Source organism: Fictibacillus arsenicus, assembly GCF_001642935.1.
GTDB lineage: Bacteria > Bacillota > Bacilli > Bacillales > Fictibacillaceae > Fictibacillus > Fictibacillus arsenicus_B.
Genome location: NZ_CP016761.1, coordinates 2,953,243 through 2,978,855, shown reverse-complemented (window position 1 = coordinate 2,978,855; position 25,613 = coordinate 2,953,243). Strand labels below are relative to the sequence as shown.

The window sequence follows — 25,613 nt, the reverse complement described above, 5'->3', positions numbered from 1 at the left end:
AGTAAGGAAAGATAATATGGAAAAAATATGAAGGAGGCTATTCTTTATGCCGCAACAAAATCAAAATCAGATGCAAAATCAGCAGCAGCCAGTATTTCAAAACCCGCCACAAGTAATAACAGGAAAAGATCTTAATTATGTCAGAGACATGCTTTCATGGAATCTGCTTGGAATGAAGAAAGCACATTTTATGGCAACTCAATGTCAGGATCCAGAAGTTAAAGCAACACTAGAAAAAGCCTGTCAAATGCATGAAAGCCACTATAAACGAATTATAGGGCATATCTCATCTCAACAATCAGCTATGAATCAGACACAAGCTAATTTACAAAACTAGAAAGGGGTAAAAAAAGAATGAATGAGCCTAATAAAATTCAAAATCCAGAATCGGCGGTACCTAAAACGCCAGAGATGAATGACCGGGATTTCATTAATGATATTTTGTCTTATGAAAAGTATATGACAGATTCTTATTCTGTAGCTTTAAATGAAGCAAGCCATGAAGCTCTTTATCAAGACTTGCTTGCCGTTTTTAATGAGACGCAAAATATGCAAAGAGAACTTTACAACATGATGTTTAAAAAGGGCTGGTATGCACTTGAGGCAGCGGATTCACAAAAAATGCAGCAAACTTATCAGCAATTTTCAAATTATATGAATCAGTTTCCACATCAGGGGCCAGCACAATAAAATAGTTAAGCAGTAGGATGATCTAAAAAGGTCATCCTTTTTTATATACTAGGACCTATTTTTTAATATATTAAAGTACTACTTTTTGTGTAGGGATAACTAGTAAAGAATATGTGTTTTTAAAGATAGACTAGATTTCCACTCGTTATTTGAATATTATGATAATTAAATGAATGAGTCGCCATTCATTTTTTGAAGTCTTACATACATTTGGAGGGATTCTAAATGAATACTTTTAAGTTGCTTTCCGCAGAATTCGGCAAACTCGCTGCAAATAAGGCCATTCTTTTTTCTGTTATTGCAGCTTTGCTTGTTCCTGTAGTATATGGCGGAATACTTTTATCAGCTACCTGGGGACCGTATGACAATCTTTCTAACTTGCCAGTTGCAGTAGTCAATAATGATAAAGGTGCTTTCAATGGTGATCAGGCGATCAATGTTGGGGATGATCTCGTAGCCAATATGAAAGATGGGAAGGATTTAGGCTGGAAATTTGTAAATTCAACTGATGCCATGAAAGGACTTCTAAAGAATGATTATTACATGGCTATCATTATTCCAGAGGATTTTTCACAGAGAGTCACAACTGTCTTAGATCCAAATCCCAAAAAGCTTGAATTAGAATATATACAGAATGAAGGGCTTAACTTTTTGGCCTCAAAAGTTACTGAAACAGCTACACAAAGAATGCGTGAAAAACTGGCTGATACGATTACACAAAAGTATGTGACAAACATGTTTGCCAGTTTAGGAGAAGTCTCTGAAGGGTTTGGGAAAGCTGCAGATGGTTCTTCACAGCTCGCAAACGGGACAAGCCAGCTGCATAAAGGTACAAATGAACTCTTAACTTCAGTAACTTCCAAGCAGCCAGATATCACGAAACTGGCTAACGGTACGAAGGAACTGAAAAACGGAACAGGACTTTTATTAAATAAATTGAACGAAAAATCTGGTGATATTAATAAGCTGGCTGATGGTTCTCAGCAGCTGCACGAAGGAACAGTCAGCTTAAAGGATGGTTCTTCTCAGATTCTTGCAGGACTTCAAAAGGCTGAACAAGGAAGTGAGGAGCTTAAGAATGGTGTTGCAGAACGTTTAGTACCAGGGAGCAGAAAGGTCGCCGATGGTACGGGAAGATTAAAGGACGGTTCAGCCAAACTTGCAGCTGGAGCTCAAAGATTGGTCGCTGGATTGGAAGAATATAAGAAAGCAAATCCAACAGTAAATGTTGGACCTTATTATCAGCAAATTATTGATGGAGCAAAAGAGATTTCTAGTGGATTAGATAATTTATCCACTAAATCCGTCGCTTTGAATGAAGGAGCTGTTTCGGTCGCTGATGGAATCGCTTACAAAATTGCGCCAGGAACTGTCGCTTTAAATGACGGTCTTAATCAGCTTGTGACTGGACAGACAAAACTTGATCAAGGTGCCGGAAAACTCGAAGCTGGTGCTGCACAGATTGCAGACGGCAACGCTAAAGTTGATAAAGGCTGGAATGAATTAATCACTGGTGTAACAAAATTAGATTCTGGAGCTGGTCAGATTTCAGATGGAAATGCTAAGGTAGACGAAGGCTGGAAAAAGCTTTCTCAAGGAGCAACTAAACTGAATGATGGTGCAGGGAAAATTAATGCGGGAAGTGAAAAACTATCAACCGGTCTTAAATCAGGTGCTGAGAAGACAGGCGGTTTGAATACAGAGAAGGATAACGTTAATATGTTTGCTTCTCCCGTTCAGCTGAAAAGTAAATCAGTAAATGAATATGAGCACTATCGTGATTCAACAGCACCATATGTTCTTACACTCGGATTATTTGTTGGCATCTTGATCATGTCTTTATTTATTGATTTTAAAAGACCGTCATTCGTTTCAAGTTTTAACTGGTTTGCGGTAAAGTTCTTAAAGCTGGCTTCACTTGCGATTGTACAAGCGATCTTGCTTTTGATTGTCGTGCTATTCGTATTAAAAGTGAACGTAAGCAACCCTGGCGGATTAATAGTGTTCGCTATTGTTGCAAGCGTCGCCTTTTCTGCAATTGTTCTTTTCTTGGCTGCTTTTGGCGGGAACGTAGGCCGTTTTATTGCGCTAGGACTAGTAATCATGCAGCTTTCCATAACAGGAGCTAACCTGCCGATAGAAATGCTGCCAGAGAACTTGAGAAACCTGAGTGAATTTATGCCTTTCACATATTCCATTGCAGGATTTAAATCAGTCATTACGTTAAATGATTTTGGTGCTGCATTGTCCAACATGGGTATACTGCTGACATTCCTCATGGTGTTTGCCCTCTTAGCTTTTGTAGTGTTCAACTTTAAGAAGGACAGAGTATATGAGCAAAACAGAGAAGTAACTGCGTAATATAATGAAAAATAAAAGACAGGCCTAAGGAAGAACCAGAAGGTCTGTCTTTTGTATTTATTTTACTATCAAGCACTAATCGTATGAGAAGAATCAACTTTAGGTTCAGGGACAAAAAATAGTATGGTAATCCCAATAATGAAAAGAATGACCAGGCTGAATACAGCGCTTGCTGAGTTCCCGGTAACTTGAGCTGTAATGGCAACTAGCAAAGGACCCATGATGGAGGCGAACTTACCAAAAATATTATAGAAGCCGAAAAATTCATTAGCATTTTTCTTCGGTACCAGCTTAGCAAAGTAAGCACGGCTTAAAGCCTGAATGCCCCCCTGTGAAGTTGCGACTAGCATCGCTAATATCCAAAAGTCGAGCGTCGTTTTTAAAAAGTAAGCATAAATACAGACAATAATATAAACACAAATACCTACGTACAGCATCGTTTTTCCTGTGAATCTCTCTGCTAATCTACCATAAAGAATGGCAAACGGCGCTGCTACAACCTGAGTGGCAAACAGAATAATTAACAGGTTAGTAGAAGTGATGCCTAAATCTGAACCATACGCAGTGGACATCGTAATAATTGTTCCTACACCGTCGATGTAAAAGAAATAAGCAAGCAAGAATAAAAACAATGCACGATATTTTCGGATTTCTTTTAACGTATTTCCTAAACGCTTAAAGCTGTTAGCAATCGGTTTTGGCTCTCGCTCAATTCCGTAACGCTGATACACATTTTTCAGCATTGGAATGGTAAATACGCCCCACCATACAGCTGTTATAAGAAATGCAATCTTACTTGCAATCGTTGTTGAAAACGGAAGTACCTCATTTTGAGCTAGAATGATTATAGCGATACTGATAATAAAGGGAATCGTACTTCCGATATAACCTAAACCAAAACCTCTTGACGATACTCTGTTCATTCTATCTTCAGTTGTTACATCCGTAATAAATGCGTCGTAGAAGACGTTTGACCCGCTGGAGCCAATCGCGGTTAATGTATAAAAAATCAATAATAAGAGCCATTGATCACTTGGTATAAAAGCGAGCGTTGCGGTAGAGATCAATCCAAGAATAAAAAAGAAGGTAAAAAAACGTTTCTTAAGTCCCTTATAATCTGCAATCGTGCCTAATATCGGGCTAAGCATCGCCAGAATAAAAGTGGCAACGGCAATCGTATAGCCGAGATAGGCTGTTGAATCAGAAGCACTCACACCGGCTTTCATGGCCGCCGCCTTATAGAATAGAGGAAACACTGCTGTTGTAATAATGATGGAGTATGCGGAATTAGCCCAATCATAGAACATCCAGCTATTCTCTTCTTTCGTAAACCGTTTCATTTGGTTTATCCTCTCTTTAACGATTTTTTACTAGGTTAATAAGCTGTCTTTTAAGAATCATAGATTAAATCTTCCACAACGGAACCGTCTGTGCTGCCTAAATCAAGACCAAGAAGTCTAGCAAAAGTTGGTCCTTCATCGACAAGATGCATGGAAGGCACCACCACATTAGGACGAATTCCTTTCCCTGCTGCAATGATAAGCGTTGTATAATCTTTTTTTTCAGGTGAATAGCCGTGCGAAGCGAGTGTATAGCGTTTCGCTCTTACATCTCTTTCGGTAATAGAATCGATAAATTCTCCATCTATTTGTTCCTTGATGTAAAAGCCTCTTCTTGCCTCTACCATAAAAGCACAGTTTTCATCTGCTCCCATTGCTGCTGCTTCATGCTGGCTGATGACTTTTTCTATACCGTTTGTTTGATTTAATACTAGATTCTTCAAAAGCTCTTCCACTACCTCCTTTGTTTGATGATCTGATGGCTCATTTAAGTAAATATATGCGGACCCATCACAACTCTTGCAATAGGCTTTCCAGCTTTTCACTTTTCCATGTTCATTTACATCTATCAAACCTTTTTCTTTGAATAATACGTTGAGCTTAATCGCTTTTGATTCATCAAGTGCACTATGATCTCCTAGAGCGACGATCGTAGAATTTTCATATATACCACTTTCTTTAAGTGCTTGAATGATGCGTCCAAGACGAACATCATGTCTCTCGACGGCAGCCATCGCCTCTTTTGAAGCAAAGCCATGGTAATGACGCTGTGAATCCAAATCTACAAAATGAACGAGCATCAGTTCTGGTTTTTTCGTTTTAATCGTATACACCGTTGACTCTAATACGAAATCATCCAGTTCAGGCTGATTAAGTCCTTTCCGAAGATGTCCAAAACGTCTGTTTAAATCCAATTGATAGCGTATACTTCCATTTGAAAGAGAAACAGGTACCTGATGATGCCACGAACGGTTTGCAAATATTTCAGGCATATTGTAATCGATGTTTGCTCTTGCTGTAACTGGCCATAATAATGCTGCTGTCGTCATACCAGCTTTTTTAGCTTCATCATATAAAGTTGTGCCTTTCACATGTTTGCGATGCCAATACCAGTCTGGAGATAATCTACCAGGCTGAAGAAGCGTATTATTAACGATTCCATGACGTTTTGGATAATTTCCCGTCACAATCGTTGTATGGCATGGATAAGTAACAGAAGGATAGATTGTTTGAACTTGATTGCAGTAAGATCCTCTTTGTAAAAGTTCTTTAAAATGCGGAAGTTCCTGGAGCATAGGAAAATCCAGCGAAGATAGGCAATCAAAAGAGATTACGATTAAATGATCAGTAAGACGCGACATAATGACCTCCAGCTTCAATGTTAATCTGCTCTTATGGTAAATAATAGCATAATAGAAACAAACTGAATGTAAGACTAAAGAAAACTTTAAAAATCTTAATCATTACTTTCCAAAATTTTGAAGGTGTGTTATGAATAAATTATCTAAAATGAGTTGGTGATTAAATGGTTAAGTGGTTGCTTGGAGTTGTATTCATGTTTTTTATAGCAACAGGTGTAATCAGTTATTTATTTGTAATGGACTATGCCTCTGAAAAAGCGATGAGCGAGATCTCAAGAGAATTATCCTCTAATGAAGAAGAGATAAACAAGCTTCTTGAGGATCCTGAGATCAGAAAATACATAGAAACAGGGGAAACGAATTCGAAAAACCTCCCGTTTACCACGAGAAAAGAAGCAGTAAAGCTGATTTCTGAGAAGTATACGGTAACTGAATTAGCTAGAACGAGAGAACAGGTTAGCGGCGGATTAAGTGAAGAAGAGAAGGTAGCTGTTTATGAAAAGCTATTAGAAAAATTTACTGAAAAAGAACTGCTTGCTTTAAAAGTTGTGGCCCTAAAAGAAATAAAAAAGAAAAATAAAAAAGCCCTCTAAATGGAGGACTTTTTTTTGCATTGATTAAAATGAAAGATAAATTCTTCCGTCTGTTTTCGAAATATGGTAGCTCTCGAATTCACCAAGTTCAACAATTGTTTCCTTGCCAGTCTCTACTACAGATTTAATCTGCTCTTTAATTGAGGGATGCATGTCATAGAGAATGGCTGCATGCTCAACCGAAACAGATCTGGAACCTGTGCTGAACATGATAAGAGGTTCACCTGTATCATTGGAATACATCGCAAATGAGTCACTATATTCAATCGCGTATAACGCAGCATTATGCTTTTTTGCTACTTCAATCAAATCAGCCAAATTTTCTTCTGCTGAATCCGTGATATTTACAAACGTATAACCATCTATCACTCTTGTTTCAGGGTTAACAGTTTTAGTTTCTTTTTCTTTAGTTGTTGTCCCGGTACCGCATTTAACGGGCTTCTTATCTTCAGCTTGGCTTCGTTCAACAATTGACTGTTCAACATTAGGTGATGCTTTTTTGTTAACACCGTCAACTACTGGAACTTTTTCTTCATCCATTGTTTTTTGTTTATAGGGATTTTGAACAAGTTCATTCGAATTTAATTCAGCTGAACGATCAGATGTATGTATTTCATTATTATCTTTTATGATTAGATCAGAAGTTGCCTTGGCTTTGCTTTCAAGATCATTATAAGTAAACACACCGACTGTAAGCAGTGCTGAAACTGTAAAAATAACCGTACGATTTCTTTTCTTCATTTTTAAATCCCCCTTAAAAGCTAGTTACTTATTAGACGATAATACCTTCTGTTTGGTTTCAATTATTACGAAATTATTTCACTAATATTACATAGGTTGAATGTTGAATAAATTAAAAGGGTTATTTTATGCGAAAGAAGAAATCTAAAAATTATGACATTTCATGACTAAAAATGTAAGGGGGAATAAATACACTAAAAAATGAAAGCGTTAACAATTGGGTTTATTTAATGACACCAAGTTTGCAAAATGAAATTCTAGGAGGAGATTGGTTTGCTTGGAATGGAAGACGGAGTAATAACTTTTGTTTGGATTGCAACGGTGGTTTCTGCTGTAGGATGTGCTGTTTTTGGAGCAGTAATGTGGAATAAAGGAGGCGAAGATTCAAAATGAATTTTGCGATCTTGATTCCAGTCCTTATCGTTTATATGGGCATCATGTCCTGGCTGGCTTATTATGGTTACAAAAAAACAGTAACAGAAGCTGACTATTTAGTTGGCGGGCGAAATATTCATCCTTCGATTATGGCACTTTCTTATGGTGCTACATTTATCAGTACTTCCGCTATTGTAGGATTTGGGGGAGTTTCTGCCGCACACGGATTCAGCTTGCTATGGCTTGCTTTTTTAAATATCGTTTTAGGAATTTTTGTAGCATTTGCGATTTTCGGAACGAGAATTAGAAAGCTTTCTTTAAATTTGAATGCAACGACTTTTCCTACACTTTTAGGTAAAAGATACGATTCGAAATTCATCACAGTATTTTCAGGTCTCATGATTTTTGTTTTAATGCCAGCCTATACAAGTATCGTTCTGATCGGCGGGGGAAGGTTCCTGCAAGAATCGATGTCCATGAACTTTAACCTTGCACTAATTATTCTTGCTGCCATCATCGCTATTTATGTTATCACTGGAGGCATCAAAGCTGTTATGTATACCGATGCTTTTGGTGCTGTCATCATGCTTATTGGAATGGCCATTTTCTTGTTTGTTACATATCAAGCTGTTGGCGGAATTGTAGATGGACATAGCGGCTTAAGTGCGATGAAAGATCTTGTACCGCAGGCACTTGTTGACCAAGGCCATCAAGGCTGGACAAGCATGCCTGAGCTTGGTTCACCGCTTTGGTGGACAATTGTCAGTACGATCATAATGGGAGTCGGTGTCGGTGTTTTGGCCCAGCCGCAGCTAGCAATGAGATGTATGACGGTAAAGGACGACCGGGCGTTGTATCGTTCTGTTCTTGTCGGGGGTATTTTTATCTTCTTCATGACAGGTGCTGCATTTGTAATCGGCCCCTTAAGCAATCTTTATTTTTATAATAGTACTGGGGAAATATCATTAAGTGTTGCAAAAGGAAATGTTGACTTAATTATTCCGATTTTTATTAATCAGCTTATGCCAGATTGGTTCATCTATTTATTTACGTTAACTCTTCTTTCTGCAACGATCTCAACAATCAGTTCATTGATACATGTACAAGCTACAGCTTTTGGACAGGATATTTTGAAGACACTTGGTGTTAACACTTTATTCGGCTCAAAGCTAAGTCCTTCAAGAATCGGGGTTTTAATTGGTGTAATAGCAGCAGTAATTCTTGCTTATCTTCTTCCTGCAGGTATTATTGCACAAGCGACAGCGTTTTGGTTTGGAATTTGTGCTGCTGGCTTTTTACCAGCTCTGATCGGAGCGCTTTACTGGAAAAGAGCAACAAAAGCAGCCGCAACAGCTAGCATGATCACAGGGTTTACGGCGAGTATTATCGGATTTTTATTTTTCCATTTAAAAGAAGCAGCAGCCATTGGTCTTTCGCAGGCTCTTTTTGGTAAAGCTACGCTATTGCCATTCCCATGGACACATGTTGATCCATTATTTTATGCTCTGCCTCTTTCAACAGTTGTATTCATTGCCGTAACTTTAATGGATAAAAGCGCAAACTTAAATAAACAAAGAGACAATACAGAAATAACACCTGCTGTTTCTGAATAAAAAATTCCTTACAAAGTGATTCAATTTGCTTAAGTATGAACCTTCTTGTTTTGTTGCAAACTAAGAGCAGAATAAGGAGGTCTTTTCATTGGAACAAGTTAAAGGTATTTTAATCAAATTTATCGTCTCTTTGATCGCTTTTTGGATTGCATTGGATTTATTCTTTGATGCATCAATCAGTGATATCATTTCATTCGCCGTAACTGCTACAGCTGTATCTTATATTCTTGCTGATAGGATTCTTTTACCGAGACTTGGTAAAAAGAACACTCTAATGGCGGAATTTATTTTAATCTATATGATTGTATGGATTTTTGGTTCTATCCTTTTAAACGGGTACCTTCAAATTGCGTGGGGAAGTATTATTTCTGCGGGCATTATAACAGCAGGAGAAGTTTTCGTTCATCAGTACTTGTTAAAAAATATGCCGGAACGAAAAAAGGTGAAGCGCCAGCATAGAAGATTTAGACAGCCAAGTCTAAGGTATGCGACGGAGTTTGCCGAGGAGCAAGATCCGAGAGATAAAAAGAAAAAATAATACGTCTGTTTGGACAGCTCGTACTAAAAATACCATGAGAGTCTCATGGTATTTTGCTTTTTTGTCATATTCTTAATTTTCTATTGTTTGTAAGAGCAGCAGGTGAAGACATTTTTCTTACCCAGACACCATTAGTACCTGACGCAATGGTGCTGCCTCCTATTGGACCACCTTGTTGCTCTCCTGCGATCGTATCAGTTACGCTGTTAATGTGAATGGTAATCGGTGTGATAATTGTACTTTGCTTAATAGTAGAGTTAATAATTTCGACTGTTGTAAGGTTATTATTTCCGTTTAAAATATCTTTCGCAATTGAAATATTATCTTTAACGATTGGTTGTTGGATTCGCATATGAAAATCACCCTTCCTAACCAAATTCATGAAGCATTAGCTTCATTCTAATATAGTATGTTTTACAACTGTTTTTGGAAGAGTCAATAGACTATCAAATTAAAAAATCCCCTTGAATTAACTTGATTCAAAGGGATTTTTTAATTAATTTATGGTGGAGACTAGCGGGATCGAACCGCTGACCTTTTGGCTGCCAGAGGAAATTCAGAGTTAAAACTGAGTTAATTCAGATTTAATAAAATTAAATAAGTCTTATTAAATAAGGTTTTTTAGAAATTCGAAATAAAAATAAAACAATTTAAACCAATAGAATAAAATACGTCTGTGCACCAATTTGTGCACTAATTTTTTTATTGAGTTCTCATGTATTCCTTTAGCTTGTCCACGATTTCATCTCCTTCAATCTCAAAAATAGTAGATGAAAAGCTAATCCTGATCAATAAGGATTAGCTTTATCTTTTAAAAGTAAATGTCAGAAAAATCAAAATATATACTTGCTTCACTGAATAAAGGAAGTTATAATCATAATTAGAAAATAAAGGAAAGGTATGATTATGGATAAATTACGTATAGGGAATCGGAATCTAATCAAAGATATCAACCGTGCACTCGTGATCGAAAACATTCGGGTTAACGGCCCGATTAGTCGAACAGATGTATCAAAGAAAGTAAAGCTCAGCTTATCGACTGTAACCAATATTGTGGAAGACTTGATTACGCACAACTTGGTTTATGAGGTTGGAACCGCTACTTCAACAGGCGGCAGACGTCCCATCCTCTTAGAGCTGAATGACAATTTCGGCTACACGTTCGGCATTAAGATCGAAGAAAGACAAGTCATCATTGCCCTCACAAACTTAAAAGCTACCATCCTCTTAAAAAAACATTATTCTTTCATCAAAGGAAGTTCGCCTGAAGTCGTTCTTAACACGATACAGCAAGGCATTGAAGAAATATTATTCCAGTTCGGAATCACAAATGAATACATTTTAGGAATCGGAATCGCTTCTTCTGGACTCATTAGCCGTAAGGATGGAAAGGTCCTACGATCGACTCTTCTCAGTTGGGAGGATATCGACCTATGTGCACAACTTAGAGAACGCTATAATGTTCCTATTTTTATTGATAACGATGTAAACGCTTACACGTTGGCGGAGTATTGTCTAGGTATCGGTCGTCTGCACAAGAACTTTATCTGTCTATCCGTCGGAGCGGGAATCGGTACAGGGATTGTAATCAACAATCAACTTTATTACGGGGAACATGGCGGGGCAGGAGAATTTGGGCATATCATCGTCAACATCGACGGTTATAAATGCCATTGCGGTCAGAACGGGTGCCTTGAGATGTATGCATCTGAACCCTTCTTAGCCATAGAAGGAAACTATCTAAAAGCTCAATATGCAAACACTCTATTAGATGAAGACTTCTCGTTTTCTGAAGTCTATCAAGCGGCAACGAAAAGAGATGATTTAGCGATCGAACTCTTAAAGAGGCTTGGTAAGAACATTGGCGTTGGCATGGTAAGTGCGATCAACAGCTTCAACCCTTCGATGGTCGTTTTAGTCGGAGAGGGCATGATCGCAAAAGATTTCTTCCTTCCTTATGCACTTAAACTCGCTGATCAAAATTTTTTCTCAAACGCGAACTGTAAAACCCAGATCAAGTTATCTAAACTCGGTGACGATGCATGGGTGCAAGGTGCTGCTCTCCTTGCGATCAACCAGCTGTTCCAAGTTCCGTTATATGAGGAATCAGAACTCTTAATCAAGTAAAGGAGGATAATGATGGTAGGGGATAAAGGTTGGAAAAAATGGCTAGTCATCAGTTTTTTCCTGTTACCTAACTTTATCGGATTTCTCGTCTTTATTGGTATCCCTATACTCACATCCCTGGGACTTAGTTTTACGAAGTGGGATTTATTATCAACTCCTGAGTTTATCGGCTTTGATAATTATAAAGGAATCATTGAAGACACAGAATTTTGGTCTGCACTAAAGAACACGCTTCTGTTTATAATCGCCTACTTACCAACCGTATTGATTGTAGCTCTTGGTATCGCGATGCTTTTAAATAAGAACATGAAAGGAAGAGCTTTCTTCCGAGCAGCTTATTTCATCCCGGTTGTTTCGTCTTGGGTGGCCGTGTCCCTCATTTGGAAATGGCTCTTCAACCCAGCTTATGGTCTGGTTAACTACTTTTTATCTTGGTTTGGGTTTGTCGGTCCTGACTGGCTACAAGATCCACAATGGGCGATGATCGCTATTGTACTAACGAGTGTTTGGAAAGATACAGGCTTTGTTATGGTCTTATTTCTAGCAGGGTTACAAAATATATCGGAAACGTACTATGAAGCTGCTGAAATCGACGGGGCTTCACCGTTAAAGAAGTTTCTTCACATCACGATTCCACTTCTTACACCTACGACTTTTTTCATACTTATTATCTCGTTGATCAATTCGTTTCAAGTGTTTGACCAGGTCATGATCATGACTGAAGGTGGACCTGCCGGTTCGACAACGGTCCTTGTTCAAAAGATTTACAACCATGCTTTTCGTTATTTTGAAATGGGCTATGCCTCAGCGGTCTCATGGGTACTCTTCCTTATCATCTTTATTGTTACCCTGATCCAAAACAGACTACAAAAGAGGTGGGTCGATTATGAACAGTGATGTAACGGTCGTCACGAAAAAACAAACAACACAACCCGTCATCTCCCTCAACAAGAGAAAATGGCTGAAAAAGATTGTCTTCTACACCACGATCAGTCTAGGTGCACTCATCATGATCATCCCTTTTTTGTGGATGTTATCAACATCGATTAAAGATCAAGGAGAAACGATGACGCTTCCTCCACAGTTCATACCGGAGACGATTACATTCATCAACTACGCACAAGTAGCCGAATCATTCCCGATCTTGAAGTTCTTGTTCAACAGCTTTTTCGTAGCAGTCACTTCAACGCTCGGGCAATTGCTTCTTTGTTCGATGGCGGCTTACGCTTTCTCACGGCTTCATTTTAAAGGACGGGATACGTTATTTTTTATCTATCTTGCGACACTGATGGTCCCGATGCAGGTCACGATGACACCTCAGTTCATCTTGATGAAATATCTCGGCTGGTTAGATACGTATCAAGGTTTGATTCTACCAGGTTTATTTAACGCATTCGGCACGTTTTTATTACGACAGTTTTTCTTAGGAATACCAAAATCGTTAGAAGAAGCGGCATTTATCGATGGAGCCAGTCATTTTAGAGTGTTCTTTCAGATCATCTTGCCATTATCAAAACCGGCTCTTGCGACATTAGCCATCTTCTCGTTCATGCAATCGTGGAACAATTTTCTATGGCCGTTGATCATCGTAAGTAATCAAGATTTGATGACACTGCCGCTTGGACTTTCAATTCTTCAAGGGAGGTGGGCAACAGATTGGAATCTATTAATGGCTGGTGTTGTGATTAGTGTCATTCCGATCTTAGCTGTCTATTTATTCGCTCAGAAATACTTTATCAAAGGGATTACATTAAGTGGGATCAAATAAAAAAAGATGAGGGGTATAAACATGAAAAAATCGGGTATTTGGGCTATTATTCTCGTTCTGTTGATAGGGATTATCGCAGGATGTAGTTCTGACCAATCTACTGGTACAAGTAAAGACGGAACTGTAACACTTAAGTACTTTGCGTTCTCACCAGGTGAAGATCATGAAGATGAACTAAAAGCGATGATCGCTGCTTTTGAAAAGAAGAATCCAAAAATCAAAGTGGATTATGAACTGGCATCTTTCGATGATTATTTTACAAAACTTCAAACACAGATAGCTGGGAACAACGCACCGGATGTGTTTGAACTGAACTATGAGAACTTTGTGAGTTACGCTTCTAAAGGAGCGCTCTTAGAACTCGATCCACTTATCGAAAAAGATACGAACTTTAATCCAGATAGTATCAACAAAAAAGCGTATGAAGCTTTTCAGTATGATGGCAAACAGTACGGAATGGTAGAAAGTTTCTCAAATGTTGTCCTTTTCTATAACAAAGATCTTTTTGATAAAGCGGGTGTTGAGTATCCGAACGACAGCTGGACGTGGAAAGAAGAGTTAGCGGCAGCTGAGAAACTAACGGATAAAAAGAATGGTGTTTGGGGTACGTACTCACCTGTTCAGTTTTGGGAATTCTATAAGACGATCGCACAAAATGGCGGTTCGATTCTAAATGAAGACAAGACAGAAGTAACCGTAAATAGCCCTGAAAACGTGGAGACTTTAACATGGATGATGGATAAGATGAACAAATACCATGTGACTCCAACGGAAAAAGAGATGTCAGGTCAGGCAAATGAAGATTTGTTTAAAGCCGGCAAGATCGCAATGCTTCGTACAGGGATCTGGATGTTTGATGGTTTTAAAGATGTACCGTTTAAATGGGACATCGCATTAGAGCCGGGAAACACACAAAAAGCACATCACTTCTTCGCGAACGGACTCGCGGTTTCAAAGAAAACGAAGAACGCGGAAGCGGCTTGGAAATGGGCACAGTTCATGAGTAGCTCTGAGGAAGCTGCGAAGATCAGAATCGATAGTGCGTGGGAACTTCCTGCTGTATCGAACGACGCTCTTGTAAAGGGTTATTTAGAAAAATCACCACCAGAGAGCAGAGATGTTGTCTTTAAAGCACTTGATACGTTAGTTGTTCCACCAGTGATCGAAGAATGGAGCAAGATGACGGATATGTTTGGTAAAGAGCTAGATAAAGTAAAGCTCGGTCAGGCTACACCTGAAGAAGCTTTAAAAAATGTGGAGAAAGAATTAAACACTTTGATCAAAAAATAAAACAAAAAGATACAGCCAAGAATTTTCTTGGCTGTATCTTTGTAACAGGAGAGATAAGATGATTCTACAAGACACAGATAAACCATTTATCGCTTTTTCTTCTATTATAAAAGCACATGCTCTTCAGTTAAAAAACAATTTTGATGCCTCTGAAAAACTTTTAAACGACTACCAACCGAGCGAGACAGAAGAGACGATCTATTATCTGGCTAGCTGGGTCTGGTCTGTTGTTCAGCATGATAAAAGAATAGGAAGACATGATCTCACACTTATACATCAAGAGAAGATTGAGGCTATCGTCGAGACGTTAAGGAACACGTGGCAACTTCCGCAATATAACTTATTCATGAATAGTCAGGAGAAGGATGTTTATTTCTCTAATTTAGGAATTACGTACGCTGCGTTATTAGCCGTTAAACAACAACTAGGTGAGAACTACCTACAGGAAGACCTCACAGAGATTCGAGATTACTTTTTTGATCAAGGCTTAAACGGTGGGATGTTAATCAGTTCGTTAAACAAACAAACGGTCTCAACAGACCTTCTCGCGACAGTAATGCCTTTTGGTCTATTCTCACCAGAAGACTTGATCATGGTCGAAGCTGTGAAAGAAATTGAATCTAGACTCGTATCCGATCAAGGAGTGTTTACGACACCAGGAGACAACGTACATTCCTCTGCGAGCTGTGCTTGGCTGGCTCTTTATTTTACGGAAAAAGGCGATACGAAAAAAGCGAGACACTATTTTGAAGAGACAAATAATAGAACGAAAAACGATAAAGAATACTTACTAACTGAGAGTCTGCTCGCCATCGTTAAATACTATCTTGATGAGAGTCTGAAACTTAGTACGTCGTACCAGATCATCCATAATCCATACGGACATGGAAACCATTATGAGCCGCAACCCTTTGAACGGTTCCCTAAACAGCCTCAAGTAGAGCAAGACGTAACCGTGTGTGCTGAGATCTGGCCGAATGATATCGATAAACTTTATGTATCGGTAAGAAGTGGAGAAGACGTAAAAGTGGTTCCCTGCATCAAGGAGAAGGGAACGACGTGGAAGGCAAATATAGGGAGTTTTACGAAAGACGTTTCGTATGAATTTAAAGCCTTAAAAGATGGTGTAGAGGTAGCGACTAGTGAAACACATCACTTCTATCCATTACAAACGAACGCCATAAAGTCGGTTCACTATATCGGACATTTAGAGAAAACAGTTTGGTTTAAAGGGGAAGACCTTTTAGGTTACTCATCTTTGTATGTAGGTTTTCAGTTAGAACATAATCATTCTTCACTCTCTCTTCAGTTTGAAGAACCAAAGGGATTAGAAATCACTCATTCTTCTCTTGTTATTGATTCTGGTGATAGGTATGTCATGACGCAACCGAAGTATCAGTATGAACTACATAAGAATCTCTTCTCTATCGAACTTAAAGATTCATGTGGCAAAACGCTGATACAGAGTTATGATAAAAATTTATATCCTATCTCCTGGCTGACAGACGAACATGATTCATTCAAATTGATGTTTAACTTTAAACTCAAAGACGAAGAGAAACTGTATGGGTTCGGTGAGAGATATAACTCGTTGAATCAAAGAGGAAACGTACTCGATTGTTTCGTCTACAACCAATACCGAGATCAAGGAACACGAACTTACATGCCTGTTCCTTACTTCGTCAGTTCTAAGGGTTATGGTATGTGGATCGATACCTTGAGGTGGAGTGCGTTTGATCTTGGAAATAACCTTCATGACCTTCTACAGATCGAGTGTGATCTCGGAGACACACCGTTAAAGATGCACTTGTTTATAGGAGAAATCGGTGAGGTTACACAACAGTTTACGTTGGAGACGGGTAAACCTATCCTTCCACCAGTTTGGGCATTCGGGCCTTGGATGTCGAGTAACAACTGGGACCGAGATAAAGTCGTGCGAGACCAGGTGAAGTTAACGAACGAGCTTAAAATTCCTTCTACGGTGCTAGTGTTAGAGCAGTGGAGCGATGAAGCGACGTATTATATTTTTAACGATGCGGAGTATACCGTAAAAGAAGAAAGCGACTATCATCGGTATGAAGATTTTCATTTTCCTGAATGGGGAAGATGGCCAGATCCTAAAGGACTCACGGACTACCTACATGAAAACGGATTGAAACTGATTCTTTGGCAGATTCCAATCATGAAATACTTAAACAGACAGCATCATCCTCAAAAAGATAGTGATGAAGCTTATATGATTCAAAAAGGATTCATGGTAAAGAACAATGACGGGACGCCTTATCGTATGCCAGAAGGGTGGTTCAAAGAGAGTATGTTGATGGATTTTTCATCTTCTGAAGGAAAAGAATGGTGGTTTAATAAACGACAATATCTTCTTGATATAGGAGTAGATGGTTTTAAGACTGATGGTGGTGAGTTCGTTTTTGGTAAGGACCTGATATTCTCTGATGGACGTAAGGGAGATGTGATGCGAAACCAATATCCGAACGACTATGTGGAAGCGTACTATGATTTCGTAAATTCAGAACATAAAGGAGACGCGATGACGTTCAGTAGAGCGGGTTATACCGGCGCTCAAAACTTTCCTGCCCATTGGGCGGGTGATGAGCGTTCCACGTTCGAAGCATTTCAGCGTTCATTGATTGCTGGGTTATCATCTGGTCTTTCTGGGATTCCGTTTTGGGGATGGGATTTAGGTGGTTTTAATGGAGATATCCCGACAGCGGAACTTTTCATTCGTTCTGCACAGATGGCTGTTTTCTGTCCAATCATGCAATATCATGCGGAGAGTAAGGGAGAGTTTAACCAGGACCGAACACCGTGGAACATTGCTGAGAGAACGGGAAATCCGTATGCGATTGAAGGATATCGATTCTTTGCGAACGTTAGGATGAACCTCTTACCTTATATTTATGATCAAGCAAGGCTCTCAAGTATTTCAGGCATCCCATTGATGCGGGCTCTATGTTTACAATATCCAGAGGATTCTAGTGTTAAGACGATGTTTGATCAATACATGTTTGGTGAGAATCTGCTTATTGCACCTGTCATTGAAGAGGGAAGTACGGAGCGAAACGTCTATTTTCCTGATGGCAAGTGGTATTGTCTATGGTCAGGTGAGGCGATTGTAGGTCCACAATTCAAACGAGTGAATGCACCTCTTGATACGATACCTGTTTACGTAAAACAAGGATCTGTTCTCTTAACGAATACAGACGAGACTCTTCGATTAGGTTCTTATGTCGGCAACCAAATCGATGGATATACAAAACCTTTAGCGAAAATTTACCTAGAGGACGGGATGGACATCTTTATCACCGATCACTTGAATCAAAAGCTCGGCGTAAGAGCAAACCTTGTAAATACGGAGTGGGAGGTAACAGTTGATAGTGAGATTACAGAACTGAAACTATTGTTTATTGAACTGCAATTTCCACAAGATGGTCATATCACCATCAACGATAAGCGTTGTAAATTCAAAGATCTTCAAAAAAGTGATTTAGGTTATCTCTATTAAGAAGGGATGGATGTTCTAGATGGCTACGATTCATGATGTAGCAAAGCTTGCCGGAATATCTCGAACCACCGTTTCAAGGGTCTTGAATTGCCACCCTTACGTTACAGAAGAAAAGAAGCGTAAGATATTAAACGCAATGAAACAATTAAACTATGTGCCTAATAGTTCAGCGCAACGATTACGTAAAACCAAAACGGATACGATTGCTGTTTTCGTACCAAGAATCACGAACCCTTTCTTTAGTTACCTGGTAGAAGTGATGGAGAACGAGGCAGCAAAGTTTGGGTATAAACTTATTCTCTGTCAGACTCATTACAACAAAGAACAAGAAAAGAAGTTTCTTGAGCTGTTAAAAACAAAACAAGTGGATGGCGTAATTCTGACCTCGATAGAAAACGAATGGAGACATTTTAAACCGTATTTGAACGATGGTCCTATCGTGATTTGTAACGAATACGATGATGACGCTTACGTTCCTTCGGTCTATTTAGACCAAGTGAAGGGTGGATACCTTGGAACGAAACATCTCATTGACCGCGGATACAAAAGAATAGCGTATTGTGCTGGAAGTGAAAGAAGGTCCAGGTTAACAAGAGACCGGAGAAAAGGATACGAACAGGCTATGAAAGAAGCAAGTTTAGTAATCGATGAAGACTGGTACTTGTACAATGCGATCAGTATAGAAGATGGAAAGAATGTGTTTCTACGATTAAAACAGATAAAAAATAGACCAGAAGCGATTTTTACGGGGAGTGATGAAGTGGCTGCGGGACTCTTAAAAGCAGCAAAAGATAGTGGTTGGCGGGTTCCTCAAGATCTAGCCATCATTGGTTTTGATAACCAGCCTCTCGCGCAGCTGCTGGGTTTATCTACAGTCGCTCAACCAGTTGAGAAAATGGGGAGTCAGACAATGAAAGTAATGATTCAAGCAATCACTGGTGAAGAAAGTAAGAACCCAACAAATTTATCCTTCCATTTGATTCATAGAACAACAACATAATTAAACGATGTAAGGAAAATATCAAATATATTGTTTTATATTTTTTTCATATAAGCTAAAAGGTTCTGATCTTTAATAAAAACAGAATAAAGGAATTCGTACAGCTAGCTAAAAATATATGTAAATTAGCTAGCTATTTTTTGTTGATCTCCCAAATTTAAAGAATTCAACTATACTAAAATGATTATTAATTTGAATCACTTTTATTCAACAATCGGGCCAGATTGTGGAATAAGAAAACAATTTTTCTTTTAATTATTAAAATTATTATTTATTCTTGTAGGAATTATTTGGATTTGAAATAATGAAATCATATTATTATAAATACTTAAGAAGAATTTGTATTGAATTCAAATTGTAGCACATATCTGAAAGAATTTGATAAAGATCTTGGGGGTAAAAATGGTAGAAATAAAGAATCCATACAGTCGTAATAGATTGAGTTTAAAAGAAAAATTCGATAGGAAAATTACTGATTTTATAGTTCCTTACATTAAAAAGATTCCTTTGGATGAGAATTGGAAAGTAAAGTCAAAATTCGTTCCTAGAGTATTAGAATCAGCAATAATTAATGTTAAAGGTTGGGAAAGAGAAAAAAACAGTACATCTGAAATCCCAAGGGACATTCATTTGGATTTATTATCTGTTTACGTGGCTGAATATATACCAATTGAGAACGTGAATAAATTGAACAAAGGGCTTAAAAAACTGATTAAAAGTTATCCAGCTGGTTTGCAATATGGAACAGCTGAGCAAGTTGATGAATTTTGTAATGAGGTGAAACAGAGCATTCATGGAGGTCGTTGGAGTAATTTCGGTTATTTAGATCTGACTAAGGAAGATAGTGTTTCGGATTTTGTGAAATACATACAAATTCAAGGGACACACTTATCTTCATCCTCAATTATTTTACAGTTTGTAATAACTCCTTCTGATGAGTTTACTAATGAATATAACAAGTTAATTAAGAGCGATATAAAAGTTGGGCATTCATTTAATTTTAAATTGAAGAGTTTTTTAAAATTTTGGGGCGGAAAAAGATTATCATATGATATTGTGAAAAACCAAATGTTAGAAGATTTAATAGTAGAACTGAAATGGAGGACATTGAAAGAAATTAGTAAGTTCTTTCCCTTGTATTTCACAAAAAACAAACTGATTCCTCCAGGGATCGAAGTCTACAAGTTGAATCAAACTTCTTGTGTTTTTAAAAATGTTGAGAATGAGAAAAGAAGTTCTTTCTGGAATGCTATTGGAATGGATAGTTATAGTCCTTTCAGCGATATATCTAAAGATGGTTACTGGCAATTATTTACCGAAGGAAGGGAACCTTATTTGATTGATAGTTCATTGAAGGTTACTTGTAACTCAATAATTAAACGAGAACCAATGTATCATTCACTTGACTTCCAGATTGTTGATATGTTACAGGAATTTGCGGAGTTACTTCTTCCAATTATTGTTATGAGGGAGTATGCTGTAGATACCAGTAAGAAAATTGCAATACAACAGAATAAAACTTTTTCATCAATTAAAAAGGAAAGACCAAAGTATCAAAAATTAATAAATATAAGATATGAATTGGAGAGGAACTTACAAATTCTCAAAAGATTTAAAAATGAAATAGGTGATGACTATTTTAATAGAATAAAATCTCAAATAAAGAAATTAGCTGAATTTGAACCATCAAACCCTAGTTATAGTTATAATCGTACAAGTGCATCAGAAATGATTGTTGATAACACTAAATATATAGTAGATAAAACATTTGAACACTCTCAAAACTTTGCAAAAATAATAGATGATAGCGTTAAATTACTCGAAATTAAAACAAACGATTCTCTAAGAAGAAGGTCTTTTTGGCTTTCAATTATAACGTTTGTATTATCATTAGCAGCAACTATTTTTGCAGGTTTTTCATTGTTTTATCAGTTAAGTGATAAAAATCAGAATAAAATAATGAGTTTATTCAGTCCCATTATAGATTTATGGCAATATTTCTTTTGAAGGTGTAGAAGAGTGTTACAAGTAAAAAGAATGGAGTGTTATTAATACACCAACCTTGTTCAACAAGCTTTTACAATTGATCTAAGGTTAATGTGTATTTTCTCCTTATTTAACAATCAGGTGCGTTGATCTAAAAAGGATTAACGCCTTTTTTTGTGGAACTTATTAAACAAACGTGCAGGATTGTGGAATAAGTTAATCTATTATAGTTTAGAGTTGGACTTCTGATTGAGGGGGATTTATTGTGAAAATCATAAACTTTGATAATTCCGAAAAAATGAGAAAAAGAATAGCAGCTCTTTATAGTAGTGTTTGGAATGAAGATGAAAATGTAATTATTAATCGACTAGAGAAGCATTCAACATATAATGGTTTTAAAGCAATTATAGCAATGAATGATGAAGAACAAATTATTGGTTTTGCATATGGTTATAACTCTCTAAAAGGACAGTATTACAGAGAATTGCTTGAAAATACATTAACTTCAGAACAAGTGACTTATTGGCTCGAAAACTGTTTTGAATTTGTGGAATTAGCTATACATCCTTTTCAGAGAAAGAAAGGCATAGGGAGACGTTTAGTTAACTTGCTATTAGAAGATGTCGCTAACAAGACAGCAATTCTAACTACACAACAAGATAATATCCCTGCTAAATCATTGTACAGAACATTGAATTGGAAGGTTATTAAAGAACCTTTTTTACCAAACGGAGCCGCAGGGAAATCTTATGTGATTATGGGAATGGAACTGGATAACAACATATGATTATTAAAAGTATTAGTTGTAAAGTCAAAGAAGAACATAAGGACAAATTTTATACAGATCAACAAAAATGGGAAGTTTTATATCGGGTGAAAGGGTTTTTAGGTCAGTTTGGAGGATGGAGCCAAACTGATAAATTAAAAGCTTGTATTTACTCTTTTTGGGTAAGTGAGCAGCACTATAATTATTTTATGAAAGAAGTACACGATCCTATTTTCATTAACTCGGGACAAGGTAAAACCTACTATTCAATAAACGTGCAATTATTTATTGAAAAAATCGCTTTTCCTAGTAACAAATACATTATAAATCAACTGCTAAGTGAAACTGAATTTATGCGAATTGCTACTGTACAGGTGAAAGATGAAAAAGTGAAACACTTTGAGGAAATGCAAAGGAATGTGTGGAACATAGGAATGAGTAACGCTGAAGGGATGCAAGGAGGTATGTTTGCAAGTTCAATAAAAGAAGACAATAGTTTTCTTGTTTTATCTGGATGGAAAAATGAGGGCTTCCATCAAAGTTATGTAGATAATATCCTTCCCGAATTATTAAGAAGATCCAATGCTAAAATGGATGCTTTAATCATAGAAGGTGAACAGTTTAAACTGGAAGAGACTTGGAGTGTTATTCCACAGCTTAAGATATGATATGCATATTTTGGATTAGTAATTAACTAACTTAACTTTGCTCCACAATCGGGTGCTTTTCCAGAGTTATGTAAGCAGTTTTTTTATAAAGCTAAAGAACAGGAGATATAAATGTTTTTAAGGATGTATGTAGAAGCAAAACGTGAAGATTTTGTTATGCAAATTGCAGGAAAGGTTCTCGGTCATATTAAACTAAGAAGAATTTCTAAACAAGTTATAAAACCCTACTGGAAGATTGAAGGTATTTATGTCATTGAAGTTGAGATGGATCTGCAACCAGAAATAAATGAAAATGATATAATTCAAGCATTATTACCCATTGCTGAAAATTGGATCACATTTGAAGATCCAGTAAATGAAATCCTAGTATCGGATACTGCAGACGAATGCAAAATTAAGTTACCAGAAATAAAAATGATCAATATACATTTTTAAATGAATCTTAGTATTAACTTCCTTATTCCGCAATCGGGTGCATTTCTGTAATAAGAAATGTACTCTTTTTTATGAAACTGGCCATTTAATGGAATAAGGGGATTGCTCAATATTATAATATTTGAAATAATTGGTATTGTAAGTTGGTTATTAATTATATATATGTATAGGGATATAGAGGTGGAATTATATGCCTAAAATTGACAATATGTTAGCAATTCTATGGATGCTTCGTTCAGGTGAAAAAATTACTGCAAAACAAATTTCAGAAAAGTTAGAGATGAATATAAGGACTGTGTATCGTTATATTGATACAATTTCAAAAAGTGGCGTACCTATAATTTCAGAACCAGGACATAACGGTGGATACACTTTATTGGACAATTTTATTGAGGCTCCTCTATTTTTTGATTTTGAGGAGCAAACTTCATTATTTCACGCTGCTGTTTTTGCAGAAGAAGCCGGATATTATGGTGGTGAGGCACTAAATAGGGCCATTTCAAAACTAAGTAACTACTCAAATCAAGAACAGGAAACAAAGGTAAACCAACATTTAACGAGTCTTGAAGTAATCAGTCGATTACGTTCACTTTCTATGGAACCTTTTTTGAAGGAGTTGGAGCAGGCCGTAGCTGACGGGTACTCAGTAAAAATTGTTTACCATAAAAGTGGAGAAAAGCAATTAAATGATAGATTGGTCGATCCGTACAGAATGATCTATTGGAATAATAAGTGGTATGTGATTGGATTTTGTCATCTTAGAAATGATATCCGTAGTTTTAGAGTAGATCGAATTGAAAGTCTAATGCTGACCGAAAATACGTTTAACCGGCCGGAAGATTTTTCAGCACGTGACTTTTTTACAAGAAATCTTCTTCCAGCTATAGAAGATAAGGAAGGGATTATTGCTTTGGTTATTTCTGGGGACAAAAGTGTATTGGATGATATTTGCCAACATTGGTTTATAGGACATTATTTACAAGAACGGACTTCAAATCAAGCCGTTTTTCTTCTTGAAAAAGATGTGATTCATACATATGTACCTTATTTACTTTTACCGTACAATCAATCTATTAAAGTGATTGAGCCGATCAGTCTGAAGAAAAGACTTGTTGAAGTTCTGTCGGAATTAATAAAATTTCATGAAGTATGATCACTTCCCTGACGCTAACTGTCAGGGAAGTTTTATTATACTGGCTATATCAATTGTGATTGGAGTGTTATTGGATGCAAACAAAAAAAGTTTTTTTATATGTATTTAATACAATGTCAGACTGGGAATATGGATATTTAATAGCTGAACTAAACTCAGGAAGGTATTTCAAAAAAGATTTAGCACCTTTAAAAGTAATGACAGTAGGAGCTAATAAAGAAATGATTACGACTATGGGAGGGCTGAGCATAAAACCAGATATGTCCCTTGATGATTGTACTTTTGAAAATAAAGATCTTTTAATTTTACCGGGAGGAACTACTTGGAGTGAAGACATTCATCAGCCTATCTTGGAAAGAATCGGCCAGGCTTTAAAGCTTGGCACCATTGTTGCTGCAATTTGTGGCGCAATTGAGGCCCTCGCGAATAGGGGATACTTAGATACTAGAAAGCACACAAGTAATAACTTGGAATATACCAAAATGGTATGTCCTAACTACAAAGGAGAAAAGTTTTATGAGTTGGAATCTGCCGTATCTGATGCGAATTTAGTCACCGCATCAGGAATAGCTCCTCTGGAATTTGCCATGGAGGTACTAAAAAAAATAGATGTATTCACACCAGATGCATTACATTCATGGTATAACCTAAATAAGACTCATAAACCTGAATACTTCTTCCAGTTAATGAATTCAATTAATAAATGAAGTAACTGAAAAGCTCCATTTCTCTATTTTGATTTGTAGAGAAGTTGGGCTTTTTAATTTGGAATTTCCTTATCGTTGTAAATCCACATTTTCCTGATGCTACCCCGGAAAGTCTTTAATAAAGCCTATTATGAAAAGGGATTGGAAAATGTGGTTTTATGGGATGTTGTGGGAAGACACATCTCAAGAAGAAGTCATTATAAATGTCATACAAACGATGTAAAATTGAGTATTTATAATATTTGAGATGAAGGTGACGGTAGAGAATCTCAATCATACTCCTCAGGAATGTCGATAAGCGAAAAAGAGGGTTCATTAGTTTATAAATGCAATTCATATGGATTCGATACTGAATTTAATGATTTAATATTTTCTATTAAAAAACTATGATTCGTTCTTCAACAATCGGGTGCATTTCTCTAAGAAGGAGATCTGCACTTTTTATTGAACGTATTGAACAAACGTGCAGGATGGTTGAATAAGCAAGAGTGGATAAAGGTGAGAAAAGTAACATATGGAGTAGGAGAAAGTATGAAAATGAGCAAAAGAAGGAGATGCAGGAGATCTATAAGAAGTATATT

23 protein-coding genes are annotated in these 25,613 nt (G+C 37.2%); 19 read left to right on the top strand and 4 right to left on the bottom strand.

Translation table 11 applies throughout. From position 1 onward, the window contains the following. The first annotated feature begins 46 nt into the window (after positions 1 to 46). The 3 genes from ABE41_RS15245 to ABE41_RS15235 all read left to right on the top strand — a co-directional run bounded on the left by ABE41_RS15245 (position 47) and on the right by ABE41_RS15235 (position 3,051). Positions 47 to 337, top strand: coding sequence for a hypothetical protein (locus ABE41_RS15245; RefSeq protein ID WP_172827364.1), 291 nt, complete (start codon positions 47 to 49; stop codon positions 335 to 337). A 17-nt stretch (positions 338 to 354) separates the two neighbouring features. Next, positions 355 to 690, top strand: a complete 336-nt coding sequence (locus tag ABE41_RS15240; RefSeq protein ID WP_066292072.1) for a spore coat protein — start codon at positions 355 to 357, stop codon at positions 688 to 690. A gap of 225 nt (positions 691 to 915) precedes the next feature. After that, positions 916 to 3,051, top strand: a complete 2,136-nt coding sequence (locus ABE41_RS15235) for a YhgE/Pip domain-containing protein (RefSeq protein WP_066292066.1) — start codon at positions 916 to 918, stop codon at positions 3,049 to 3,051. 68 nt (positions 3,052 to 3,119) lie between these two features. On the opposite strand, the gene ABE41_RS15230 is transcribed toward ABE41_RS15235, so the two are convergent. Both ABE41_RS15230 and ABE41_RS15225 read right to left on the bottom strand, forming a co-directional pair. Next, positions 3,120 to 4,391 carry an MFS transporter gene (locus ABE41_RS15230; RefSeq protein ID WP_066292065.1) on the bottom strand — a complete coding sequence of 424 codons (1,272 nt, stop codon included), beginning with the start codon at positions 4,389 to 4,391 and terminating at the stop codon, positions 3,120 to 3,122. Positions 4,392 to 4,441: 50 nt separating this feature from the next. Further along, positions 4,442 to 5,755, bottom strand: a complete 1,314-nt coding sequence (locus ABE41_RS15225) for an alkaline phosphatase family protein (protein WP_156774354.1) — start codon at positions 5,753 to 5,755, stop codon at positions 4,442 to 4,444. Positions 5,756 to 5,916: 161 nt separating this feature from the next. Between ABE41_RS15225 and ABE41_RS15220 the strand changes: the two genes are divergently transcribed. Further along, complete coding sequence (locus ABE41_RS15220) at positions 5,917 to 6,345, top strand: hypothetical protein (RefSeq protein ID WP_156774285.1); 429 nt, start codon at positions 5,917 to 5,919, stop codon at positions 6,343 to 6,345. A 24-nt stretch (positions 6,346 to 6,369) separates the two neighbouring features. Here the strand turns inward: ABE41_RS15220 and ABE41_RS15215 are convergent, their stop codons facing one another. After that, on the bottom strand, positions 6,370 to 7,086 hold the full coding sequence (locus ABE41_RS15215) for a hypothetical protein (RefSeq protein WP_066292057.1): 717 nt from the start codon (positions 7,084 to 7,086) through the stop codon (positions 6,370 to 6,372). Positions 7,087 to 7,359: 273 nt separating this feature from the next. Between ABE41_RS15215 and ABE41_RS21550 the strand changes: the two genes are divergently transcribed. From ABE41_RS21550 to ABE41_RS15205, 3 genes are all read left to right on the top strand, one after another. After that, on the top strand, positions 7,360 to 7,479 hold the full coding sequence (locus tag ABE41_RS21550; protein ID WP_347400180.1) for a symporter small accessory protein: 120 nt from the start codon (positions 7,360 to 7,362) through the stop codon (positions 7,477 to 7,479). Next, positions 7,476 to 9,074 carry a sodium:solute symporter family protein gene (locus ABE41_RS15210; protein WP_066292055.1) on the top strand — a complete coding sequence of 533 codons (1,599 nt, stop codon included), beginning with the start codon at positions 7,476 to 7,478 and terminating at the stop codon, positions 9,072 to 9,074. The genes ABE41_RS21550 and ABE41_RS15210 overlap by 4 nt, the downstream gene beginning before the upstream one ends. An 88-nt stretch (positions 9,075 to 9,162) precedes the next feature. Next, the gene (locus tag ABE41_RS15205) at positions 9,163 to 9,612 is read left to right on the top strand and encodes a YndM family protein (protein ID WP_066292053.1); all 450 of its coding nucleotides are present in this window, start codon (positions 9,163 to 9,165) and stop codon (positions 9,610 to 9,612) included. Between the two features lie 64 nt (positions 9,613 to 9,676). Here ABE41_RS15205 and ABE41_RS15200 read toward each other — a convergent pair whose 3' ends face one another. Next, positions 9,677 to 9,964, bottom strand: coding sequence for a hypothetical protein (locus tag ABE41_RS15200; protein ID WP_066292045.1), 288 nt, complete (start codon positions 9,962 to 9,964; stop codon positions 9,677 to 9,679). Positions 9,965 to 10,518: 554 nt separating this feature from the next. Here ABE41_RS15200 and ABE41_RS15195 point away from each other — a divergent pair. The 12 genes from ABE41_RS15195 (at position 10,519) to ABE41_RS15140 (ending at position 25,032) form a co-directional block, all read left to right on the top strand. Next, positions 10,519 to 11,739: an ROK family transcriptional regulator gene (locus tag ABE41_RS15195; protein WP_066292042.1), complete on the top strand. Its 1,221-nt coding sequence runs from the start codon at positions 10,519 to 10,521 to the stop codon at positions 11,737 to 11,739. A gap of 12 nt (positions 11,740 to 11,751) precedes the next feature. Continuing rightward, positions 11,752 to 12,636, top strand: coding sequence for a carbohydrate ABC transporter permease (locus tag ABE41_RS15190; RefSeq protein WP_066292041.1), 885 nt, complete (start codon positions 11,752 to 11,754; stop codon positions 12,634 to 12,636). Continuing rightward, the gene (locus tag ABE41_RS15185) at positions 12,626 to 13,507 is read left to right on the top strand and encodes a carbohydrate ABC transporter permease (protein WP_083207825.1); all 882 of its coding nucleotides are present in this window, start codon (positions 12,626 to 12,628) and stop codon (positions 13,505 to 13,507) included. Before ABE41_RS15190 ends, ABE41_RS15185 begins: the two co-directional genes overlap by 11 nt. A 21-nt stretch (positions 13,508 to 13,528) precedes the next feature. After that, positions 13,529 to 14,797: an ABC transporter substrate-binding protein gene (locus ABE41_RS15180; RefSeq protein ID WP_066292039.1), complete on the top strand. Its 1,269-nt coding sequence runs from the start codon at positions 13,529 to 13,531 to the stop codon at positions 14,795 to 14,797. Between the two features lie 58 nt (positions 14,798 to 14,855). Continuing rightward, positions 14,856 to 18,317 carry a glycoside hydrolase family 31 protein gene (locus ABE41_RS15175; protein WP_066292036.1) on the top strand — a complete coding sequence of 1,154 codons (3,462 nt, stop codon included), beginning with the start codon at positions 14,856 to 14,858 and terminating at the stop codon, positions 18,315 to 18,317. A 19-nt stretch (positions 18,318 to 18,336) separates the two neighbouring features. Continuing rightward, positions 18,337 to 19,317 (top strand): LacI family DNA-binding transcriptional regulator, encoded by a 981-nt coding sequence (locus tag ABE41_RS15170; protein WP_066292034.1) that lies wholly within the window; start codon positions 18,337 to 18,339, stop codon positions 19,315 to 19,317. 402 nt (positions 19,318 to 19,719) lie between these two features. Then, the gene (locus ABE41_RS15165) at positions 19,720 to 21,324 is read left to right on the top strand and encodes a hypothetical protein (RefSeq protein WP_066292032.1); all 1,605 of its coding nucleotides are present in this window, start codon (positions 19,720 to 19,722) and stop codon (positions 21,322 to 21,324) included. Positions 21,325 to 21,568: 244 nt separating this feature from the next. Beyond that, the gene (locus ABE41_RS15160; protein ID WP_066292029.1) at positions 21,569 to 22,090 is read left to right on the top strand and encodes a GNAT family N-acetyltransferase; all 522 of its coding nucleotides are present in this window, start codon (positions 21,569 to 21,571) and stop codon (positions 22,088 to 22,090) included. Then, entirely contained in the window at positions 22,087 to 22,737 is a 651-nt protein-coding gene (locus tag ABE41_RS15155; protein ID WP_066292027.1) for a DUF4937 domain-containing protein, read from the top strand. The genes ABE41_RS15160 and ABE41_RS15155 overlap by 4 nt, the downstream gene beginning before the upstream one ends. A 111-nt stretch (positions 22,738 to 22,848) precedes the next feature. Further along, positions 22,849 to 23,172 carry a hypothetical protein gene (locus tag ABE41_RS15150; protein WP_066292026.1) on the top strand — a complete coding sequence of 108 codons (324 nt, stop codon included), beginning with the start codon at positions 22,849 to 22,851 and terminating at the stop codon, positions 23,170 to 23,172. Positions 23,173 to 23,362: 190 nt separating this feature from the next. Continuing rightward, positions 23,363 to 24,325 (top strand): helix-turn-helix transcriptional regulator, encoded by a 963-nt coding sequence (locus ABE41_RS15145; RefSeq protein ID WP_066292023.1) that lies wholly within the window; start codon positions 23,363 to 23,365, stop codon positions 24,323 to 24,325. A 74-nt stretch (positions 24,326 to 24,399) separates the two neighbouring features. Then, a complete protein-coding gene (locus ABE41_RS15140) occupies positions 24,400 to 25,032 on the top strand; it encodes a type 1 glutamine amidotransferase family protein (protein WP_066292020.1) in 633 nt (210 codons plus the stop codon). Positions 25,033 to 25,613: the final 581 nt, after the last annotated feature.

What these genes read in the sequence shown, in the direction of transcription:
- ABE41_RS15245 (WP_172827364.1), top strand. Translation starts at nt 47, where the DNA reads ATGCCGCAACAAAATCAAAATCAGATGCAAAATCAGCAGCAGCCAGTA.
- ABE41_RS15240 (WP_066292072.1), top strand. Translation starts at nt 355, where the DNA reads ATGAATGAGCCTAATAAAATTCAAAATCCAGAATCGGCGGTACCTAAA.
- ABE41_RS15235 (WP_066292066.1), top strand. Translation starts at nt 916, where the DNA reads ATGAATACTTTTAAGTTGCTTTCCGCAGAATTCGGCAAACTCGCTGCA.
- ABE41_RS15230 (WP_066292065.1), bottom strand. Translation starts at nt 4,391, where the DNA reads ATGAAACGGTTTACGAAAGAAGAGAATAGCTGGATGTTCTATGATTGG.
- ABE41_RS15220 (WP_156774285.1), top strand. Translation starts at nt 5,917, where the DNA reads ATGGTTAAGTGGTTGCTTGGAGTTGTATTCATGTTTTTTATAGCAACA.
- ABE41_RS15215 (WP_066292057.1), bottom strand. Translation starts at nt 7,086, where the DNA reads ATGAAGAAAAGAAATCGTACGGTTATTTTTACAGTTTCAGCACTGCTT.
- ABE41_RS15210 (WP_066292055.1), top strand. Translation starts at nt 7,476, where the DNA reads ATGAATTTTGCGATCTTGATTCCAGTCCTTATCGTTTATATGGGCATC.
- ABE41_RS15200 (WP_066292045.1), bottom strand. Translation starts at nt 9,964, where the DNA reads ATGCGAATCCAACAACCAATCGTTAAAGATAATATTTCAATTGCGAAA.
- ABE41_RS15195 (WP_066292042.1), top strand. Translation starts at nt 10,519, where the DNA reads ATGGATAAATTACGTATAGGGAATCGGAATCTAATCAAAGATATCAAC.
- ABE41_RS15190 (WP_066292041.1), top strand. Translation starts at nt 11,752, where the DNA reads ATGGTAGGGGATAAAGGTTGGAAAAAATGGCTAGTCATCAGTTTTTTC.
- ABE41_RS15185 (WP_083207825.1), top strand. Translation starts at nt 12,626, where the DNA reads ATGAACAGTGATGTAACGGTCGTCACGAAAAAACAAACAACACAACCC.
- ABE41_RS15180 (WP_066292039.1), top strand. Translation starts at nt 13,529, where the DNA reads ATGAAAAAATCGGGTATTTGGGCTATTATTCTCGTTCTGTTGATAGGG.
- ABE41_RS15175 (WP_066292036.1), top strand. Translation starts at nt 14,856, where the DNA reads ATGATTCTACAAGACACAGATAAACCATTTATCGCTTTTTCTTCTATT.
- ABE41_RS15170 (WP_066292034.1), top strand. Translation starts at nt 18,337, where the DNA reads ATGGCTACGATTCATGATGTAGCAAAGCTTGCCGGAATATCTCGAACC.
- ABE41_RS15165 (WP_066292032.1), top strand. Translation starts at nt 19,720, where the DNA reads ATGGTAGAAATAAAGAATCCATACAGTCGTAATAGATTGAGTTTAAAA.
- ABE41_RS15155 (WP_066292027.1), top strand. Translation starts at nt 22,087, where the DNA reads ATGATTATTAAAAGTATTAGTTGTAAAGTCAAAGAAGAACATAAGGAC.
- ABE41_RS15150 (WP_066292026.1), top strand. Translation starts at nt 22,849, where the DNA reads ATGTTTTTAAGGATGTATGTAGAAGCAAAACGTGAAGATTTTGTTATG.
- ABE41_RS15145 (WP_066292023.1), top strand. Translation starts at nt 23,363, where the DNA reads ATGCCTAAAATTGACAATATGTTAGCAATTCTATGGATGCTTCGTTCA.
- ABE41_RS15140 (WP_066292020.1), top strand. Translation starts at nt 24,400, where the DNA reads ATGCAAACAAAAAAAGTTTTTTTATATGTATTTAATACAATGTCAGAC.